The 19,200-nt window shown below is 51.4% G+C and carries 18 protein-coding genes, 2 pseudogenes and 1 riboswitch; of the genes and pseudogenes, 17 read left to right on the top strand and 3 right to left on the bottom strand.

Annotated features, from left to right (window positions below; genetic code table 11):
- Positions 1-32 precede the first annotated feature (32 nt).
- From JI735_RS30640 to JI735_RS30585, 13 genes and pseudogenes are all read left to right on the top strand, one after another.
- A complete protein-coding gene (locus tag JI735_RS30640; RefSeq protein ID WP_039836162.1) occupies positions 33-1,454 on the top strand; it encodes a M20/M25/M40 family metallo-hydrolase in 1,422 nt (473 codons plus the stop codon).
- Positions 1,455-1,479: 25 nt separating this feature from the next.
- Positions 1,480-2,460, top strand: a complete 981-nt coding sequence (locus JI735_RS30635; RefSeq protein WP_039836161.1) for an ABC transporter ATP-binding protein — start codon at positions 1,480-1,482, stop codon at positions 2,458-2,460.
- Positions 2,461-2,465: 5 nt separating this feature from the next.
- On the top strand, positions 2,466-3,452 hold the full coding sequence (locus JI735_RS30630) for an ABC transporter ATP-binding protein (protein ID WP_039836160.1): 987 nt from the start codon (positions 2,466-2,468) through the stop codon (positions 3,450-3,452).
- A gap of 64 nt (positions 3,453-3,516) precedes the next feature.
- Entirely contained in the window at positions 3,517-3,996 is a 480-nt protein-coding gene (locus JI735_RS30625; protein WP_202676747.1) for a GntR family transcriptional regulator, read from the top strand.
- On the top strand, positions 3,921-4,226 hold the full coding sequence (locus JI735_RS30620) for a UTRA domain-containing protein (RefSeq protein ID WP_233476131.1): 306 nt from the start codon (positions 3,921-3,923) through the stop codon (positions 4,224-4,226). Before JI735_RS30625 ends, JI735_RS30620 begins: the two co-directional genes overlap by 76 nt.
- 192 nt (positions 4,227-4,418) lie before the next feature.
- Positions 4,419-5,345, top strand: coding sequence for a 23S rRNA (adenine(2058)-N(6))-methyltransferase Erm(C) (locus tag JI735_RS30615; RefSeq protein ID WP_233476130.1), 927 nt, complete (start codon positions 4,419-4,421; stop codon positions 5,343-5,345).
- 184 nt (positions 5,346-5,529) lie between these two features.
- Positions 5,530-6,588, top strand: coding sequence for a FecCD family ABC transporter permease (locus tag JI735_RS30610; RefSeq protein ID WP_039836169.1), 1,059 nt, complete (start codon positions 5,530-5,532; stop codon positions 6,586-6,588).
- A gap of 2 nt (positions 6,589-6,590) precedes the next feature.
- The gene (locus JI735_RS30605; RefSeq protein WP_202676746.1) at positions 6,591-7,625 is read left to right on the top strand and encodes a FecCD family ABC transporter permease; all 1,035 of its coding nucleotides are present in this window, start codon (positions 6,591-6,593) and stop codon (positions 7,623-7,625) included.
- 106 nt (positions 7,626-7,731) lie between these two features.
- Positions 7,732-8,771 (top strand): annotated as a pseudogene (locus JI735_RS30600) (NAD(P)/FAD-dependent oxidoreductase).
- Between the two features lie 132 nt (positions 8,772-8,903).
- Positions 8,904-10,463, top strand: coding sequence for a spore germination protein (locus JI735_RS30595; protein WP_039836146.1), 1,560 nt, complete (start codon positions 8,904-8,906; stop codon positions 10,461-10,463).
- Complete coding sequence (locus tag JI735_RS36520) at positions 10,460-11,023, top strand: Ger(x)C family spore germination protein (protein WP_233476129.1); 564 nt, start codon at positions 10,460-10,462, stop codon at positions 11,021-11,023. The genes JI735_RS30595 and JI735_RS36520 overlap by 4 nt, the downstream gene beginning before the upstream one ends.
- Positions 10,999-11,661 carry a Ger(x)C family spore germination C-terminal domain-containing protein gene (locus tag JI735_RS36515; protein WP_233476128.1) on the top strand — a complete coding sequence of 221 codons (663 nt, stop codon included), beginning with the start codon at positions 10,999-11,001 and terminating at the stop codon, positions 11,659-11,661. The genes JI735_RS36520 and JI735_RS36515 overlap by 25 nt, the downstream gene beginning before the upstream one ends.
- 35 nt (positions 11,662-11,696) lie before the next feature.
- Positions 11,697-12,800, top strand: a complete 1,104-nt coding sequence (locus tag JI735_RS30585; RefSeq protein WP_039836143.1) for a GerAB/ArcD/ProY family transporter — start codon at positions 11,697-11,699, stop codon at positions 12,798-12,800.
- Here JI735_RS30585 and JI735_RS30580 read toward each other — a convergent pair.
- On the bottom strand, positions 12,797-13,024 hold the full coding sequence (locus JI735_RS30580) for a YczF family membrane protein (RefSeq protein ID WP_039836142.1): 228 nt from the start codon (positions 13,022-13,024) through the stop codon (positions 12,797-12,799). The two genes, JI735_RS30585 and JI735_RS30580, sit on opposite strands and share 4 nt — an antisense overlap.
- 223 nt (positions 13,025-13,247) lie before the next feature.
- Here JI735_RS30580 and JI735_RS30575 point away from each other — a divergent pair, with 223 nt between their 5' ends.
- From JI735_RS30575 to JI735_RS30560, 4 genes and pseudogenes are all read left to right on the top strand, one after another.
- Complete coding sequence (locus tag JI735_RS30575) at positions 13,248-13,607, top strand: (2Fe-2S) ferredoxin domain-containing protein (RefSeq protein WP_020426015.1); 360 nt, start codon at positions 13,248-13,250, stop codon at positions 13,605-13,607.
- Positions 13,608-13,766: 159 nt separating this feature from the next.
- The gene (locus JI735_RS30570; RefSeq protein ID WP_051051900.1) at positions 13,767-14,576 is read left to right on the top strand and encodes a GNAT family N-acetyltransferase; all 810 of its coding nucleotides are present in this window, start codon (positions 13,767-13,769) and stop codon (positions 14,574-14,576) included.
- 156 nt (positions 14,577-14,732) lie between these two features.
- Positions 14,733-15,887, top strand: coding sequence for an AI-2E family transporter (locus tag JI735_RS30565; RefSeq protein ID WP_039836141.1), 1,155 nt, complete (start codon positions 14,733-14,735; stop codon positions 15,885-15,887).
- 19 nt (positions 15,888-15,906) lie between these two features.
- Positions 15,907-17,423: pseudogene (locus JI735_RS30560) on the top strand (carboxylesterase/lipase family protein).
- Positions 17,424-17,627: 204 nt separating this feature from the next.
- Here the strand turns inward: JI735_RS30560 and JI735_RS30555 are convergent.
- On the bottom strand, positions 17,628-18,512 hold the full coding sequence (locus tag JI735_RS30555) for a PstS family phosphate ABC transporter substrate-binding protein (protein WP_233476127.1): 885 nt from the start codon (positions 18,510-18,512) through the stop codon (positions 17,628-17,630).
- Between the two features lie 29 nt (positions 18,513-18,541).
- On the bottom strand, positions 18,542-18,802 hold the full coding sequence (locus JI735_RS36510; protein ID WP_233476126.1) for a hypothetical protein: 261 nt from the start codon (positions 18,800-18,802) through the stop codon (positions 18,542-18,544).
- A 204-nt stretch (positions 18,803-19,006) separates the two neighbouring features.
- Positions 19,007-19,152: riboswitch (FMN riboswitch) on the top strand.
- Positions 19,153-19,200 lie beyond the last annotated feature (48 nt).

Below are 19,200 nucleotides of genomic sequence, written 5' to 3'. Positions count from 1 at the left end.
GGGACTATTAATCAATTTGGAGGTTTTGGAATATGGAGCTCACTGAAATGAAGGATGTTTTTGATTATCTGGAGCAGCATTTTGAAGAGGATCTCAAATCGACACAGGAGTTCATGAGGTTAAAATCGATCTCAGCCACAGGTGAGGGCATCCGTGAAACGGCGCAGGTCGTCAAGGCGATGATTGAAGAGGTCGGCGGCGTTTCAGAGATTATCGAAACACCGGGCCATCCGATTGTATACGGCAAACTGGATGAAGGGGCACAGTATACCCTGTTGATTTACAGCATGTACGATGTGCTGCCGGCGGAAGAGCCGGACTGGATCTCTGACCCGTGGGCGGCGGAAATTCATGACTTTCAGGATTACGGCAAATGTATCATCGGCAGGGGCGCAGTCAATACCAAAGGACCTACAGCAGCGTTCTTCAATACGGTCAAGGCGTACAAAAAGATCAAAGGAAAGCTGCCGGTTAATCTGGTATTCCTGATCGAAGGCGAAGAAGAGCTGTCTTCCAAATCCCTGCAGCAGTTTCTGGTGGACAACAAAGACAAATTTGCCGAATGCGACGCCATGTTTTTTCCGTCATTCGGTGAAGAAAACCGGGTAGCCTCGATTTTTATGGGTGTGAAGGGGATCGTAAGCTTCGAGTTGAAGGCGAAGGGCGGAAGCTGGGGCGGCCCCAAAGAAAGAGGGATTCACGGGGCTTTTGCCGCCTGGGTCGGCAATCCGGCCTGGCGGCTGGTGAAGGCTCTGTCGACCATGGTCGGGGAAGATGAGAAGGAGATTCTGGTGGAGGGCTTCTACGACGGCATTCTGCCTTTGGCGAAGGAAGGCGAAGATGCCTTGGACGCATCGGCTGATCTGCTGGACGAAGAGCAATGGAAAAAGGCATATGCAATCGACCGGTTCAAATGGGATTTGGAGGGCTTGGACTTGTGGAAAAAGATGCTCACTGTGCCAACCCTGAATATAGACGGCATCAAAGGCGGGTATATCGGCGAAGGCTCCAAAACACTGCTGCCCCATGAAACCACCGTGAAGATGGATATACGGCTTGTTCCGGGCATGGACCCGGAGAAGATGCTTGGCAAAATCAGAAATCATCTGGACAAGCACGGGTATTCCGATATTGAGATTACGGAGTATGGGAAGGCATATTATCCTTCCAGCGTTCCCTACTACTCCACGTCAGTGCAGACCCTGAAAAGAATGTATGAGCTGATGGGTGCGCGGCCGCAGATCTGGCCGTGGAATCCGGGGTCCGCCCCCTATTTTTTATTCGGAAAAATACTGGGACTCCCCTACGTAACCGGAGGAATGGGTCATGGTTCAAGACAGCACTCCAGCAATGAGTACTGTACGGTCAAAGGCGTGCTGGATTTCGAGAAGTCGATGGTCTATTACTTGAACCTGTTCCCGCAAGTGGCCGAAGAGATGAGCAACCGTGAATAACAGCTTCATGTGAGGGGGGAACAGGATGAGTGATTATCTGCTGGAGGTAAAAGGGTTAAAAACCTATTTCAATCATTTCAACAAACAGGTTCCCGCCGTCAATGGTGTAGATTTTGTAGTGCGTAAAGGTGAAACGCTGGGAATTGTCGGGGAGTCCGGCTGCGGCAAAAGCGTGACCGCGATGTCCATTTTAAAGCTGCTGGCGCCCGAAGCCAAAATTGTGGATGGTCAAGTGCTGTTCAAGGGGAAGGATCTGGTCGGTCTGAACGACCGCCAGATGACCCGGATCCGGGGCAACGAAATTTCAATCATTTTTCAGGAGCCGATGACCTCGCTCAATCCGGCATATACGGTGGGCTATCAAATCGGGGAAGCTATCCGGACCCACCAGAAGCTGGACAAGAAAACGACCCGGAGCAGGGCGGTCGAAATGCTCAAGCTGGTCGGGATACCCGATCCGGATAAAAGAGTGGATGAATATCCGCATGAACTGAGCGGAGGGATGAGGCAAAGGGTCATGATTGCTATGGCTCTTTCCTGCAACCCAGAGCTGCTGATCGCTGACGAGCCCACCACCGCGCTGGATGTCACCGTGCAGGCGCAAATTCTGGAATTGATGAAAAGCCTGAAAGAGAAGTTCCACACTTCGATTATGATGATTACGCATGATTTGGGTGTCGTCGCTGAAATGGCCGATTATGTTATCGTCATGTATGCGGGAACAGTCGTTGAATACAGCGACGTTAAGTCCTTGTATAACAAACCTCTGCATCCCTATACGGAAGGCCTGATGAATTCCTTGCCCAAAATTGATGATCCCAAGGACAAGCTGGAGGCGATTCCCGGCTCCGTTCCCAGTCTGTATGACCTCCCCAACGGCTGCAGCTTTTGGCCTAGGTGCCCTTATGCCCAGGAGATATGCAAGCAGGAGAAGCCGGAGCTGTATGAGGTCGATCAGCGCAAAGTCAGATGCTTTCTATATTCCGGAAAAATCGAAAGAAGGTGAACGCGATGGGAAACCCCAGTCCCTATCTGCTGGAAGTCCGGGAGCTGAAAAAACATTATACCTCCAAATCGGGTCTGCTGACCCGGAAAAAACCGGTCGTCAAAGCGGTGGACGGAATCAGCCTGAATATCCGCAAAGGGGAAATATTGGGGCTGGTCGGAGAGAGCGGCTGCGGAAAATCCACATTGGGCCGCTCGATCCTGAGATTAATCGAGCCGACTTCCGGGAATATTGTCTTCGAAGGACAAGACATCCTTGCGTACGGCAAGGAAGAAAAGCGGATGATGAGGAAAGAGCTGCAGATTATTTTTCAGGATTCGGGTGCGGCGTTAAATCCGCGGATGACTGTCGGTGAAATCATTGGAGCACCTTTGGATATATATGGACTTGCCCAAGGCGAAGCTAAAGAAAGACGCATTAACGAGCTGCTTGAGCTGGTCGGATTGAACAAAGATTATGTTAACCGGTTTCCGCATGAATTTTCGGGCGGCCAAAAACAGCGGATCGGCATAGCCAGGGCATTGGCGGTGGAGCCGAAGCTGATTGTTTGTGATGAGCCCGTTTCCGCCCTGGACGTCTCGGTACGGGCACAAGTATTAAATTTGATGAAAGAGCTGAAGGAGAAGTTGGGATTAACCTATCTGTTCATCTCCCATGACCTGAGTGTGGTTCATCATTTATGCGACCGGGTGGCCGTGATGTACTTGGGCAAAATTGTTGAGATCACGGACCGGAATGAGCTGTATGGAAATCCGCTTCATCCCTATACCAAAGCATTGCTGTCGGCGATTCCGAATCCCAATCCCGAAATAAGCAGAGAACGGATCGTTCTTGAAGGGGATGTGCCAAGTCCGTCCAATCCGCCTGCCGGATGTTCCTTCCACACACGCTGCCCGTACCGGATGGACAAATGTTCGGTAGAGGTCCCGATTTTGCTGCAAACCCAGGGTAACCACAGTGTTTCATGCCACTTATACAACGATGAGCACTAGACGCTGGGCATACAATTGGTTATCATAAAATGGAAAGAAACCGGTTTATGAGGGGACGCCTATTATGTTAGACGAGACAATCGCTACACCATTGTATGAGCAGCTAAAAGAAAAGCTGAAGAACGAAATTGCCGAAGGAAGGCTAAAGCCTGGAGAGAAGCTGCTGCCCGAAGTGGAGTTGGCTCAAAAATATGAAGTCAGTGTAATCACCGTCCGGAGGGCGACCAATGAGCTGAGGAACGAAGGACTGCTGGAGAAAAGGCAAGGCAAAGGGACATTTGTCGCCATGGCCAAATATCCAAAGGATCTAAACCAGATTCTTAGCTTTACCGAAGCCAGCAAGCTGATCGGGGCGGTTCCGAGTGCGAAGGTGCTGGCCTCCGAGCTAATGATCCCCGGCAATGACATTCTCGAACAGCTGGAGCTCCCCCGGGCAGTCAAACCGTTTATATCTCTCGTCTCCGGCTGTTGGATAACAATCCGATGGTTATCGAAAACAACTATTTTTCCATTCAATATTCGTTTTTGCTGGAAGAGAACCTGAATGATCATTCATTATTTCAAATTTTGAAAGAAAAAAGAGGGATTCAGATATCCAAATCCAAACGTACGATTGAGATTTGCCGGGCCACTATGCAGGAGGCTTCCTATCTGCAGGTCAGCAAGAACAGTCCTCTGCTGCTGGTCCATGGCGTCGTATACGGGAACAACGATAAGATCGTATATGTAGGGAACCAAATCATCAACGGCGAGAAATATAAACTGCATGTATAAGGTGCGCCATTACTGCCAAAGATCCTCCCATCCGCTTTCCCTTGTGGAAAGCGGATTTTTTTGCAGAAATATGATAAGCTTGATAAGGTCTTTACCTATCTTTTGACTTAAGGGGAGAAGTTGCCCATGTATTGCATCGCATACATTCGTATTCGTTAATGAAAGGTACAGAACACGTATATCCTTCGTCCATTGATTAATTTCATGGGTGCTTTGGGTTTATTTGTGCTGTGCCTTTTTCATTTACTAATACAAATGAATGAGGTGCTTTTTGTTATGCCTAAAAATGATTCAAGGTTTCGTTATGGGACAGCCAACTTCCCTGGAAGACATCTGCTGATCAACAAATCTCTGATTAAAGAAATGGTTGAGCTGGCAAAAGTGAGCAGAGGCGATACTGTGATTGATATCGGAGCAGGAACGGGGGCGCTGACCTTCCCTTTAGCCGGACAAGCCGGAACCGTAATTGCCATCGAAAATGACCCTGCCAGCGTTCAAAAACTTACAAGTAAAATGAAAGAGAAAAATAATATAAATATCAAGCTGGTGGATGTGCTTCAGTATAAACTGCCTAAAAGCCCATTTTGTGTAGTAGCTAATATGCCGTTTTCCATTACCACTCCTATATTCGAGAAGTTTCTGGGAGACCCCTCCCTGAGAATGCAGCGTGCCGTATTTATAACGGAAAAAGGGGCCGCCAAACGCTTTACAGCCGTGCCTGTGATCAACCCGATGATTCTGGCATGGAGAATGTGGTACGACATCCGGCTTGTCCGCACAGTTCTGCCTAACAATTTTTCACCACCGCCGGGAGTGGCCTCAGCTGTCGTAACTGTCTTCAAAAAGAACAATCCAATGCTTCCTCCCCATCACCGGAGACAGTTTACGGATCTGGCTTCACATGCGCTTCATTATCCATATGTTCCGTTTGTTGAAGCCATTGGTGAGGTGTTTACACCCCCGCAAATTGCAAAATTGGCAAAAGAGCTGAAAATAGAACGCAACCAAGCCATTTGTACTTTACACGAACAACAGTGGGGCCAGTTATTTCTCGCAATGCTTCGGCACGTTCCATCTTACCGGTGGCCGAAGGCGCGCAAGAGGAAAGGACGCCGCTAATGGCTGAATAAACCTGTAATCCCTCCCGTTACGGGCAATGCTTGCGTAGTCCGATTAATCGGGAGGGGTTTTTCTTTGCTGCCTGCAATCTTTCTTGTATTTGTCCATTGCCAAAATACAGCTCTTTCCTTTACAATGTTATAATGATAATGATTATCAATTTCATGAGAAAAAGGTGGGAGATATGAGTCAACAGACAGCAGCCGGTACAGGTCCCCTTGGGCGGCAGAATGAGGTGAAGCTTCGTTCGCGGCCTTGGGCGGCTACACTGATCCTGGTTGGCGGTCTGATTGCCCTGGCGCTGGGTATTGCGGTATCTGTCTCGTTCGGGGCTGCGGATATCAAGCTGCCGGTGGTATGGAGCGCTGTTTTTCATTTCAATCCGGATATTACGGATCACCAGATTATCCGGGAGCTCCGGCTGCCCCGCGTGCTTGGCGGCGTGATGATCGGCGCAAGCTTTGCTGTGGCAGGAGCGATTATGCAAGGCATGACCCGCAACCCGCTTGCGGATTCCGGGCTGATGGGCATTAATTCAGGGGCAGGGTTTGCGCTGGCGCTTTGTTTTGCATTTATGCCGAATCTGCCATTCATGAGTTTGATTCTGTATTCCTTTGCGGGGGCAGGTGCTGGAGCAGCGATTGTGTATGGTGTCGGGTCCTTGGCTAAAGGCGGATTGACCCCAGCCCGTCTGGTGCTGGCCGGTGCGGCTTTAAGTGCGCTGCTCTCGGCGTTAAGCGAAGGCGTGGCTTTGTATTATAAAATTGGACAAGATCTGGCCTTTTGGTATGCAGGAGGCATAGCCGGAACGAAGTGGTTCCAGCTGAAAATTATGTTTCCCTGGGTTTTTGCGGCGATTCTTGGGGCCATCGTGTTGTCCCGCTCCATTACCATGCTCAGCCTGGGCGATGAGGTTGCCAGAGGCCTTGGGCAGCGTACAGGCCTGGTGAAGCTGGCAGGCGCTCTGATCGTTCTGATTCTTGCCGGTTCATCGGTATCGGTAGTTGGAGCCGTCGGGTTTATTGGTCTGATCATCCCCCATTTGACGCGGTATCTTGTCGGTGTGGATTACAGGTGGATTATTCCGTGCTCTGCCGTGCTGGGCAGTCTGCTGGTGGTGCTCGCTGATCTGGCGGCCAGAACCGTCATCCCGCAGCATGAAACGCCGCTGGGCGCGGTTCTTGCACTGATTGGTGTGCCTTTCTTTCTGTATCTGGCCCGCAAAGAAAGAAGGGAGCTGTGAGTATGCGCAGGACTACGGCTATAAGTTTTGATGAAGTTAGACGCAGGCGCGGCTTTCAAGTGCTGGCAATCCTGTCGCTCTTGATTGCTGCTGCTCTGATTATCAGTGTGAATACAGGATACATACGTTTGACACCGCTGGAGCTGCTGCACACCCTGCTTGGCCGGGGGACGGACAAGCAGGAACTCATTCTTTTCGATTTCCGTCTGCCGCGTATTGTAATTTCAATTCTGGTTGGAGCCGGTCTGGCGGTTTCGGGAGCGGTGATGCAAGGTGTATTCCGCAATGATCTGGCCGATCCCGGTATTCTCGGGATCAATGCCGGAGCGGGATTGATGGTCATGCTGCTGATATCCTTTTATCCGGCAACGACTTCTGCACCGGTCTTTATGCTTCCGCTGGTGGCCTTTGTGGGGGCAGCATGTACTGCGGCAATGATCTATGCGCTTGCGTATAAATGGCACCAGGGAATATCGCCGATCCGGCTGCTGCTGACCGGTGTAGCGGTTGCTGCAGGGATGAGTGCAGCGATGATTGTGCTGACCTTGCGCCTCGATCCGGATAAATACCAATTTGTTGCCACCTGGCTGGCGGGCAGTATCTGGGGGACCAGATGGAAGTTCGTGCTGTCCCTGCTGCCCTGGATTCTCATTCTGCTGCCTTATGTGATCTATAAGGCCAGAGTCATGAATGTGTTGAATCTTGGCGACCAGACTGCAACCGGGTTGGGTGCGGCAGTAATCAAGGAACAATTCCGTCTGCTCGGGGCTGCCGTAGGACTGGCAGCGGCCAGTGTAGCGGTAAGCGGGGGAATCGGGTTTGTGGGCTTGATCGGCCCTCATCTGGCCCGGCGCCTGGTGGGGCCGAAGCATCAGCTGATGCTGCCCGCTTCAGCACTGCTGGGTTCCTTGCTTGTCCTGACGGCGGATACCATTGGCCGCCGGATTCTGCAGCCGTCTGAAATACCGACCGGTATTGTTGTCGCGGTAATCGGTGCGCCTTATTTTCTTTATTTACTGGCCCGCACCAGATCTTAGCACGCTGAAGCATATTTATAAGCTGAGCTAAGACCTGCGCTGTTTTAGTAGATCAGAAGTTTAGCTTAACTAGCCATAAATACCAATACACCTTGGAGGGGAAGATATGAGCAAAGAGCTGGAATTATACGATGTGACGATTATTGGCGGCGGCCCTGCCGGTATGTATACAGCCTTCTATAGCGGCATGCGGGATCTCAAAACCAAATTGATAGAGGCTAAGGAGGAGCTGGGCGGCAGAATGCTCATCTATCCCGAGAAAATGATCTGGGATGTGGGGGAGTCACTCCGATTCTCTGCCGCAACTTGATCGATCAGCTGGCCGAGCAGGCCCGGACCTTTGATCCGACCATCGTGCTGGGCCAGCAGATTATTGGACAGGAGCGGCAGGAGGACGGCACCTATATTCTGACATCGGCGAGCGGCGAGCGGCACTGGACACGTACAATCATTCTGACTATAGGGTATGGCATCCTGCAAATGGCGAAGCTGGAAATAGAGGGCGCGGACCGCTATGAGGTAACGAACCTTCATTATACTGTACAGGAGCTGGAGCCATTCCGCGGCAAGCGGGTGCTTATCTCCGGCGGCGGTGATTCGGCCGTGGATTGGGCCAACGAGCTGGAGCCGATTGCCGCAAGTGTGACAATTGTGCACCGGCGCGAGCAGTTCGGCGGACATGAGAAGAACATTGCCCGAATGAAAGCGTCGTCGGTCCAGGTGCGGGTCCCGCATACAGTCAGCCAGCTGCATAGCAGCGACGGGGAGAAGATAGACCAGGTTACGATAAGCCATATGGAATCCGGCGCATCCGAGCAGCTTGAGGTCGATGCAGTGATCGTGAATCACGGGCTGAAGAGTGATTTTGGACCGCTTAAGGACTGGGGGCTGGACATGGGCGAGTGGTGGGCCAATGTCAGCAGCAGGCTGGAGACTAACCTTCCCGGCGTTTTTGCCGCCGGAGATTTTGTGGATTACAGCAGCAAGGTCCGGCTGATCGCCGGAACGTTCACCGATGCGGTACTGGCTCTGAACAGCGCGAAGCTGTATATGGACCCTGATGCCCCGAAGGTGGCATACGTCTCCTCGCATAATGAACGCTTTAAGGAGAAGAATAAGGCGCTTGGCGTAGTGGATGGACACTAGCAGGCAATTAATGAAGGGATCAACGAATAGAGGCTGGCCGTATGCAGAAATTCTGCACGGCCAGCCTCTTTTTCCATAACCTGCATAAAAAAAGGATAGCGGGCAAATAGTATGTGCAGGAGGTGCTTGCTGATGGCAGCTCAAGCCAAAGAAAAAAAACAGTCTCAAACGGCTGATAGCAATACAAGCTCCCCGCTCTCCGGGAACCTGGAGGATGATTTACAGCACATCAGGCAAGGTCTGGGGAACAGTATGGATCTGATTATCCGCCATTTCAAATTGATAAATGCAGCTCCTCAGGTTGCAGTTATTTACATGGAAGGCCTCACGGATAAGGAGTTAGTGGATGACTTCATCTCCCATGCTATGTCTTTTCAAACCGTAAGTGAGGAAGGGCAGAAGCTCTCAACCAGCCTGGAGGTTTTTAACTATATCAAGGAAAAAGCGCTGACTCCGGGTAAAAGCCAGTCGCTCACAAACAGGAGCGGACTGTATGAAGCCCTTTTGTCCGGCAACACGCTTGTACTGGTTGAAGGCATGCCGGAAGCACTCAGCGGCGATACAAGCGGTGGCGAGGTCCGTCCGGTCTCTGAGGCAGGAACGCAGGTATCCATCCGGGGGTCCAAGGAAAGCTTTACTGAAACGATTAGCGTCAACATTTCACTGGTCCGGCGAAGAATTAAAAATCAGAATCTTTGGGTAGAGCCGATGAAGCTGGGTGCTGTGACGCAGACGAACATCGCGATTATGTATATACATGGAATAGCCGACGAAGATGTCCTCAAGAAGCTGAGGGAAAAGCTGAAGGAGATCAGAGTGGATTCCATCCTGGAATCGGGATACATTGAGCAGTTAATAGAGGGAAGCGGGTACACCCCTTTCCCGACACTGTATAACACAGAACGGCCGGACACTGTGGCCGGGAATTTGCTGGATGGAAGAATCGCCGTTTTTGTGGACGGTACCCCTTTTGTACTTATAGCCCCTGCAACTTTTTTTATGTTTTTTCATACCGTGGAGGACTACTATCAGCGGTTTGATATTTCTACACTGATCCGTTTATTGCGTTTTCTCTGTTTTTTTATTTCGATGTTTGGTCCTGCCATCTTTGTTGCCGCGCTTAATTTTCATCAGGAGATGATTCCTACTCCGCTGCTCATCAATTTGGCTTCACAACGGGAAGGGGTGCCTTTTCCCGCCTTTGTCGAAGCGTTGATGATGGAGGTTACCTTTGAAATTATCCGCGAGGCGGGAATCCGCCTGCCTTCGCCAATCGGACAGACCGTCTCGATCATTGGAGGTCTGGTTTTGGGGCAGGCCGCAGTACAGGCGGGCATTGTTTCTCCTGCGATGGTTATTGTGGTTTCCATAACGGGGATCTCCAGCTTTACAACCCCTGCTTTTAATATGGCGCTTTCTGTACGTTTTCTGCGCTTTGTTATAGTGTTTGTTGCCGCGTTTATGGGCCTGTACGGCATAGCGATTCTGGCCTTGATGCTGGTCGCGCATTTATGCAGCCTGCGGTCGCTCGGCGTTCCGTATATGTCTCCTTTAGGTCCCTTTGACCCTCAGGCCCAGAAGGATACCCTGATCCGGTCGCCCATTCATTTTATGAAGATACGGCCGCGTCTGGAACACAAAAGCAATGTGCGCAAGAAAGCGGACAAGGACAGACAGGGGAACCAGGCATGAAGACGAAACGCCTGTCAGTTCTTGTTCTCTTTGTCCTTCTGTCTGTTAACCTGGCCGGATGCTGGAACAGCAGAGAGCTGAACGAGCTTGCGATCGTAAGCGGGATTGGCATTGACCGGGTGAAGGACACGGGGAAACTCCGGGTTACGTTCCAGGTTGTGAATCCTTCGTCCACTACCACTACCCAGGGGGCAAGCACCAACCAGTCGCCCATCTCCATTTATACGGTCAATGACCGGACTGTATTCGGGGCGCTCCGCAGAGCATCTAAGCAGGCGACCCGGCAGCTTTTTTTTGCCCATGCTCAGCTTCTGGTGATAGGAGAATCGCTCGCAGAAGGCGGTATGAATGAGGTATTTGATATTTTTGAAAGATCCCATGAGCTTCGGCTGAATACAACTGTACTGGTGTCAAGAGATACGGATGCCGAGTCCATCCTGAAGGTGCTGCTGCCCCAGGAGAGTGTGCCCTCTGTCGGGTTGGGCAAAAAGGCGGAAAATACCTCAAGGGTCTGGGGGAAACCCCAAAGGTCAGTGTGTTTGAAACGATCAAGGAAATAACGGGCGGCGGAGGGTTTACGATCAGCGGTGTCCGTATGCTTGGCAGCGTGGAGGAAGGACAAAAGAAGACGAGCCTGGAACAAACGAAGGCGGAAACCTCAATACTAATCAGCGGCCAGGCAGTATTCAACAAGGGGAAGCTTCAGAACTGGATTGATGGCCCTGAAGCGAGGGGCACCTTGTGGATACTCGATAAAATTGTCGAAACCAATTTGAATATAAATTCCGGGGACCAAGCTAAGGCGATTGCCGTAAACGTGGTGTTTTCCAAAACCAAGATTAAGGTCGAGATGCGTGACGGGTTGCCTGTATTCCATATCCACATCAACGAGGAAGGGAATCTCAATGAGACGCAGAGCGTTATAAACCTGAGCGAAAACCATGAAATCAGAAAGCTGGAAGCGGAGATGGAGAAATTAACGGAGGAGGAAGTCCGGGAAGCCTTTCAAGCCGCACAAAGGGCAGAGTGCGATTATTTCAACTTTGGCAACGAACTCAAACGCGTGAATCCGGCTGAATGGAAAAAGGTTGAGAAGGATTGGAATCAAATTTTTGCCAAAGGCACGCTGGAGCTTCAGGTTCATGCTTATATCCGGGCGACGGGGATGCGGGTGACACCGCTGAAGGCTCCAGAATAACCGATTCTGATTGAATAGGACAGGGAGACTGCGATATGAAAAAAGAGGTCATCGGCCCCAGTCAAATATTTGCTATGATTGTGCTGTTTGAAATGGGAACCGCTATAGTGATTCCCATTGGACTGGAGAGCGGCCATGCGGTATGGCTGTCGATTCTGATGGCCCTGCCCGGTGGGGTTCTGCTGTATCTGATCTACAATGATCTCTACCGCCAATTTCCGAATTTGATCATCAGCGGCTATACCCGGAAAATACTTGGCAAATATATCGGCTGGCCGCTAAGCCTGCTGTATATTCCGGTGCTGATGTTCAACGGCTCCAGAAATTTGCGGGAGGCGGGAGATCTCCTGATCTCGGCCTCCTACGATAGAACGCCGATCCTGATCATTAATTCGATTATGGTCATTGCTGTTATGTATATTCTGAACAAGGGAATTGAGGTGTTTGCCAGAACCGCAGAGATTTACTTTTGGATGATGATGATCATGGGCCTGGTGTGCAATGGAGTGGTGATTATGGCGGGCCTGGTTGATTTTAAGAATCTGTTCCCCTTGCACTACAAGGATTGGATGGATGCCTTGACTTCCGCGTATCCGAACATCTGGATATTCCCCTTTGGCGAACTGGTATGCTTCACAACGGTTCTACCTTATTTAAAGAAATCCGGAATATCGGGAAAAATGGGCATCACCGCGATTATTCTAAGCGGATTTCTGCTCTGCTTCACCCATGCGATTGAAATCTCCGTTCTCGGAATGGACATTTACAGCAGAGCAGCTTTTCCTATTTATACAACAATAACGCTGGTGAACGTTGCTGATTTTATCCAGCGTCTGGATGCGCTTGTGATTCTGACCCTGATTATCGGGGTGTTCTTTAAAATGTCCATTTATTGTTTTGCGGCGACAGTGATCACAGCGGATCTGTTCAAGGTTAAAGATTACCGAAGGCTGGTTGTGCCTGTAGGAGTCATTGTATTGTTCACCTCGTTTATCAGTGCGGAGAATTACACCAGCCATTTAAATGAGGGGAAAGTGTTTTTGAAGTACTTCCTCTCTGTCCTTTGTGCGGTTGTACCGATTCTGCTGTTTCTTGTCCACCTCATCCGAAAGCGGTTTGGCTGGTACAGGCAGCCTTAGTGGCTGTGCTTCTTCTTCTTTTTGCCAGCCTCCACGGCTACTTGGATCACCGGAAGAACAAGAAATATAATAATCACCACCAGTTCCTGGAAGGTTGTAGTAATAAAGATTTTGGTGAGGAAGTTGAATGACTGGGAGAATGGGGTTCCGGTTAACCAATCTACCGAAATCACCATGGATAAGCCCAGGATGATAAGCATAGCGTAAATCAAAAGGATTTTCATGGGTGTTGTTCTCCTTCTTCTTTCTGATAATCAAGGATAAGCCCTTGCAGATCTGGCGGGTTAACGGTATTATCCCCATCCCTGAGACGGATAACCAACATTCCGGGAGGAGGATTTAAGGCGGAACCCCAAACCACGCGACTTGACGGTCCCCCAAGGAATCACTAGAGTTTAGAATGATCCGTAAACGGGGTATAAGTGTTCAGAAGGGGGCGCGGCAGTCATGACGACCTGGAATTTGCAAGGCACGCTCAGCCATCTGCTGATCTGCGGCGGCAGCAGCTGCAGGAAGAATGCAGGCGAAGAAGTGGCGGAAGCCATTGAGGATGAGATTGAGAAGCAAGGGGCTGCAAGCAAAATACATACCACCGTGACCGAATGCAACGGGAGATGCTCGGATGCCTGTATTGTGATCGCTTATCCGGAAGGCGTCTGGTATAGGGAGATGACGCCCAAGGCAGGTAAAAAACTGGTGCGGAAGATGCTCAAAGGGAAGCAGCTTGAAGATCATATCCTCTATACCTACGATGGCGGGCTGCAGGCACAGACCGGAAAAGGCGCCAAGGGTAAAAAGAAAAAATGAAAAAGGGAGCGGGGGCGGGGAACGATGCATAAATCCCTCCCCCGTATGAACACAGACAGGAACAGCCTGCTGCCGGAAATCCATTGGCGGCGGGCTATTTATTTTTGCAGAAGGGGGGTCTATGATTGAGAGGAACAGGAAAATTAAGGGGGAACCGTGATGTTTGTGAGCTTTGAGACAGGGGATATGGTGCTGCAAAGTGAGGCGTTCAAGCAGGAGGAAGTACGGTATAATCTGATCCACCGGATTACCGAATATCCCGAAGCGATCCGGCTGACCACCGCAGACCGCAAGCTGATTTTTGCGCAATCCCAGGGACATAATCCCTGGCTGTGGGTATCTGGAGAACTTGACGAAGGACAGCAGATCAAACTGGTGCAGCAGCTGGCGGAATGGGTGCGGACTTATGAATTTCCGGGCATTTCTGCACAGCCTGAGACGGCGAAGATGTTTGCGGAGGTTTTTTGCGGAGGCCAGGGCAAGCTCTACCATACGCATATGATGCTGGAGGCCTATCAGTGCCAGATGGTGCGGAAGCCTGCTGAAGTCAGGGGGAGCCTGGAGCAGGCCAAGGCTGAGCATGTTCCGGTGATTGCCGGTTTTATGGCCGGGTTCATGAAGGATGCGTTTGGCGAAAGGCTCCGGGCGGAGGATTTTTGGAAGATTGCAGCGGAGGATGCCGCATCCGGCAATCTGTATTTGTGGACGGAAGATCATACTCCTGTATCGATGGCCAAAATCACTCATCGTTCCGCCAGACATGCACGGATTAATGATGTATATACCCCTTCCGGCCACCGCAAGCAGGGCTATGCCAGCGCATTGGTTGCGGCCCTGTGCGGCCGGCTGCTGGACGAAGGGTTAACACCGGTGCTCTATGCGGACGGCAAAAATCCGGACTCCAACAAGGTCTATCAGTCGATCGGCTTTCAGCACGCGGGCCAAATTGCAGATCTCAAGTTTGACTAAGCGTTTAAGTACTTAAGCAGAGTTTTCGGGCAGTAGGAATTCCTGGTTTCACTGACCTGCCGAAATTTGACTTGCTGCCCCCATGTTGACTATGCTAATACAAAGTGCAAATAATCACACATACAAAGAGGCATTTGTGTTAAGGGGGACGGCATCATGGAGAGGCTGCAGGTATGGCCGGAGAAGTTCAAAAAGTTTTTTCTCAATAACCGATTCGTGGTAACACTGCTGATTGTGCTGCTGATCGGAGTAAACATTCTGGTGTTTGCCAAAATTCCTTTTATCTTCAAGCCGATTTCAGTCCTGCTGCATACCGTGGCCGCACCGCTGCTGCTGTCGGGAATTGCCTACTATCTATTGAATCCGCTGGTTGACCGGATGGAGAAAAGGAGCAAAATCAGACGCCCTTACGGCATCGTCATTCTATTTCTGCTTATCGCTGGTATCATTACGCTGATCCTGCTTACAGTAATACCTATGATCCGCACCCAGCTGGTTGGCCTGATTGATAATTTTCCTAAATACAGTGACCAGATTCAGCAGGAATTTATCGACTTGACCGGCAGTAAGCTGTTCGAACAAATTCAGGAGAATGTTGGGACGGATTTCACTGACATCACAAGCAAAGTAACCGCATGGGGGACCTCTTTTCTGAACAATGCCGTGAGCGGCGTCGGGAATTTTGTGGGGGCGCTGACGGAAATTGTGCTGGCTTTGGTGACTACTCCCTTTATTCTGTTCTACCTGCTGCGCGACGGCAAAAGGCTGCCGGATTATCTGATGAGATTTATCCCGACCGCACTGCGGCCGCAGACCCGCATGGTTATGTCGGAGATGAACAGCCAGGTGGCTTCCTATATCCGCGGGCAGATTATTGTCAGCTGCTGTATCGGCGCCTTGCTCTACATCGGATATTTGATTATCGGACTCGAATATTCGCTGGTGCTGGCGATTGTCGCTGCCTGTACAGCGGTCGTCCCCTATCTGGGTCCGGCAATTGCGATTACTCCGGCCTTGATCGTTGCACTGGTGACTTCTCCGTTCATGCTGCTGAAAATGGTGTGCGTGTGGACCGCAGTCCAACTGATTGAAGGCAAGTTCATTTCCCCGCAAATCATGGGCAAAACGCTGAAAATTCATCCGATTACGATTATATTTGTCATTATATTTGCCGGTAAAATGTTCGGAGTGCTTGGAATCATTCTGGCTGTGCCGGGCTATGCTGTGCTGAAAGTGGTCGTTACCCATGTCTTCCAGTGGTTCCGCTTCCGCTCGGGACTCTATAAACAAATTGAAGAAACCAAGGAATAACGGGAAGAGGTAGATAGATATGACAGCAACACTGGTCACTACTTTATATGGAAAGCTGCAAGGGACGGAGGAGGGGGGCGTAAAGGTGTGGCGCGGGATTCCTTTTGCCGCTCCGCCAGTCGGGAAGCTGCGGTTTCGTGCACCACAGCCGCCGCAGCCGTGGGATTCCGTCAGAGAGGCGCTGGCGTTCAGTCCGGTCAGCCATCAGCCCGTGAGCACCAGCAGCACCCGGTTTGGCGGATTATCTCCGGAATATTCTGAAGACTGTCTATACCTGAATGTCTGGTCGCCTGCCGAAGCCGGGGAGAGCCTGCCGGTGATGGTCTGGATACACGGAGGGACCTTTGTGACCGGCGCTGGAAGCCAGCCGATGTTCGACGGTGCCTGCATGGCCCGTAATGGCAAGGTTGTTCTGGTTACGGTGAATTACCGGCTGGGGCCGTTCGGATTTCTGCACCTGTCCCCATTTGGCGGAGACCTCGCCTCCAATGCAGGCCTCCTGGACCAGATTGCCGCCCTGGAATGGGTACAGGGCAATATTGCCGCCTTTGGGGGGAATCCGCAGCGCGTTACCGTCTTTGGGGAATCCGCAGGCAGCATGAGCATCGCTGCACTGCTGGCGATGCCTGCTGCGGGCGGCCTGTTCGCAGGCGCGATCATGGAGAGCGGTGCCGCCCAGAGCCTGCCGCCGCAGCAGGCTCTGGAGATCGGTGCCGCACTGCTGGCTGAGCTGGGGCTTGCGCCAGGCAGCGGCCTTGCGCTCCTGGACCACCTTCCGGCGGAGCAGATTCTGGCAGCTGCGGCGCGGATGACCTATAAGCTGTCCGGTGAAGCGCTCAGCATGTTTTTTCAGCCGGTCGTGGAGCCTGCCACTTTGCCGGCCGATCCTGCTGAAGCTGTAGCGGGCGGAGCGGCACGCGGGATTCCGCTGCTGATCGGCACCAACCTTCATGAAGGGAACCTGTTCTTCCGGGAAGAACGCCCGGGCGAGAGCTTCGAGCAGTCACTGAAATCGCTGGAGCTGCTGATGGGCATTGACGATCTGGCAGAGCTTGCCGGCGGTTACCCGAAGTCCTGGGAGGGACAGGCAGCGTTTCTGACCGACCTTTTTTCTGGGGCAGCTCAATTGCCTTCGCAGAGAGCCAGTCTGCGGCAGCACCTGTGTGGATGTACCGCTTCGACTGGACGGTTGAAGGCCACCCGCTGCTGGAAAAGGCGGTTCACGGCGCTGAAATTCTGTACGTGTTCGGCAACCTGCATCTGCTGAAGCAATACGGCTTGACGGTTACGCCGGAAATGCAAAGGCTGTCCGAGGTGATGCAGAAGACCTGGACGGCGTTTGCGCATCACGGGAACCCTTCCCTTGCTAACCTGGAATGGCCGCAGTACAGAACGGACTCGCGTGCAACCCTAATCTTTGACGGAGAGACGCGGGTGGTGCAGGACCCGGATGCGGACAAACGCCGGCGTTTGTTTGCTGCGCAGGCCAATTGGCCTAAGGTTTTTTCCGCCGGGACCAGCGATTCACGGGGCTGATTGATTACCATGAGGTCGGAGAGCAGGCGGGTATTTTTGAAGGATTAATTTCCGGTTGATTGCACTTTGTACACCAGTTGATTGCACTTTGTACAATAGAAAGCTGAGAGGTTCTGCGGCGAATCACATTCTGCTGCATTTCGTGCAGCAGATTTCTTGATTTGGAGCCAAAAGCGCCTTTCCTTCTTCATTCCACAAATCAGTCTACTTCAATGAAGTATACCCCGTCTTCTCTACCAGCTCCTGCCCCTCGGCCGACTGCATCCAGTCCAGAAACGGCTGGACATTCGGATTCACGCTTCCTGCGGTTACGGCATAAAATTCGGTGGTCATCGGATATTTTCCGCTGCGTATGCTCTCTTTGTCAGGCTGTACACCATCGATGGCCAGCAGCTTGATGTGATGATTTGCATTCATCTCCGAGGCATAGAACAAAAAGCTGAAGCCCAGCGCATTTTTGAAGTTGCGGTAGTCGGAGGTCTGGCTGATGATGCCGCTCATCAAATCCATCACATCCTCCTGCGGGGGTGACATCAGCGTTCGCCCAGCCATGATTTTCTCCAGCATGGTCTGGCTGCCGCTGCCCTCGTCCCGCTGAAAGGCCCGGATGCGTTCATGTTTACCGCCAACCTCTTTCCAGTTCCTCACTTTGCCGGAATAAATGTCTTTCACCTGATCTGTGCTCAGGGAAGACACCGGGTTGCGTTTGTTGACAAAAAAGACAAACGCTTCGCGTCCGATCGGCGTGAGCTTCAGCTCTTTGCCCGCCCGCTTGGCCTCTTTTTGCTGGACGGGCGAGGGGGCTGCGGCGAAAATAATGTCACTGTCCCCGGCAATCAGCCGTTTGTAAGCGAAGGCGGTGGAGGAGCATATAACGATGTTCTGATCATTAATTTCATAGGGATCGTAATTGTCTTCCGGGTACACCGCCTGCACAAAAGCGGAATAGAGCGGGTAAAGCGCCGTTGCTCCATCCAGACGCGGAAGCTGGTCATGGATATGGTAGGATGCGGGATGCTCCAGAACCGCGGCCTTGGAGAGGGCGTCGAACGGCTTGTACTGCGTAAGGTCAACCTCCCGGTCATCCACTACAGCGAAGCTGTTGACATAGGCTTTGTTCAGCTCGTATCCGGCTGTAGCCAGCAGGCAAAGCCCGGCAAAAACAGCAATGCCCAGATTCCGGGTCCGGGGGAGAGCAGCTGGAAGACCGTCATGACAAAATAAGCAGCCAGCCCGCAGGCGACGACAACGATAAGCGGTGCGTAGAAGGCCAGTCCAAGGGTTAGTGCAGTAATGAAGTATCCGATAAATCCGGCGACAGCAAGGACAATTAGGATCAGGACAGTATACAGCAGATTCAGACCAAAGGATCTTTTCACAGCAGCCTCTCTTTCCTGAAGCAAAAATATAGTTATACATACATTTCTATTATATCTAAACGATTATACTTTCTTCCAATTTCTGAGCGGGGTCAGCCCCTGGAAATGCTATGGCTGATGAAAAAACTGTGAATATTTTCATAAGGGACTGGACGAAAAGCACAAACGGCGTTATTCTGAGGTTGTGAAAAATATAACGGAATACAAGATTCTCGGGGTAAGGTGAAATTCCTGACCGGCGGTGATGTTCAAAGCGAACTAAGCCCGCGACTTCTTTTCTCTTCAGAGAAAAGAACTGATCTGGTGCCATTCCAGAGCCGACGGTAAAGTCCGGATGGGAGAGGATCATAAGACGAAGAGGTCAGGCTTATTTCTGATGTCTTTGCCCTAAACAACCC

Origin of the sequence: Paenibacillus sonchi, assembly GCF_016772475.1 — a bacterium.
GTDB classification, from domain to species: Bacteria; Bacillota; Bacilli; order Paenibacillales; family Paenibacillaceae; genus Paenibacillus_AQ; species Paenibacillus_AQ sonchi.
The sequence above is the reverse complement of the archived record's forward strand: the minus strand, read 5'-3'. Positions and strand labels throughout refer to the sequence as shown.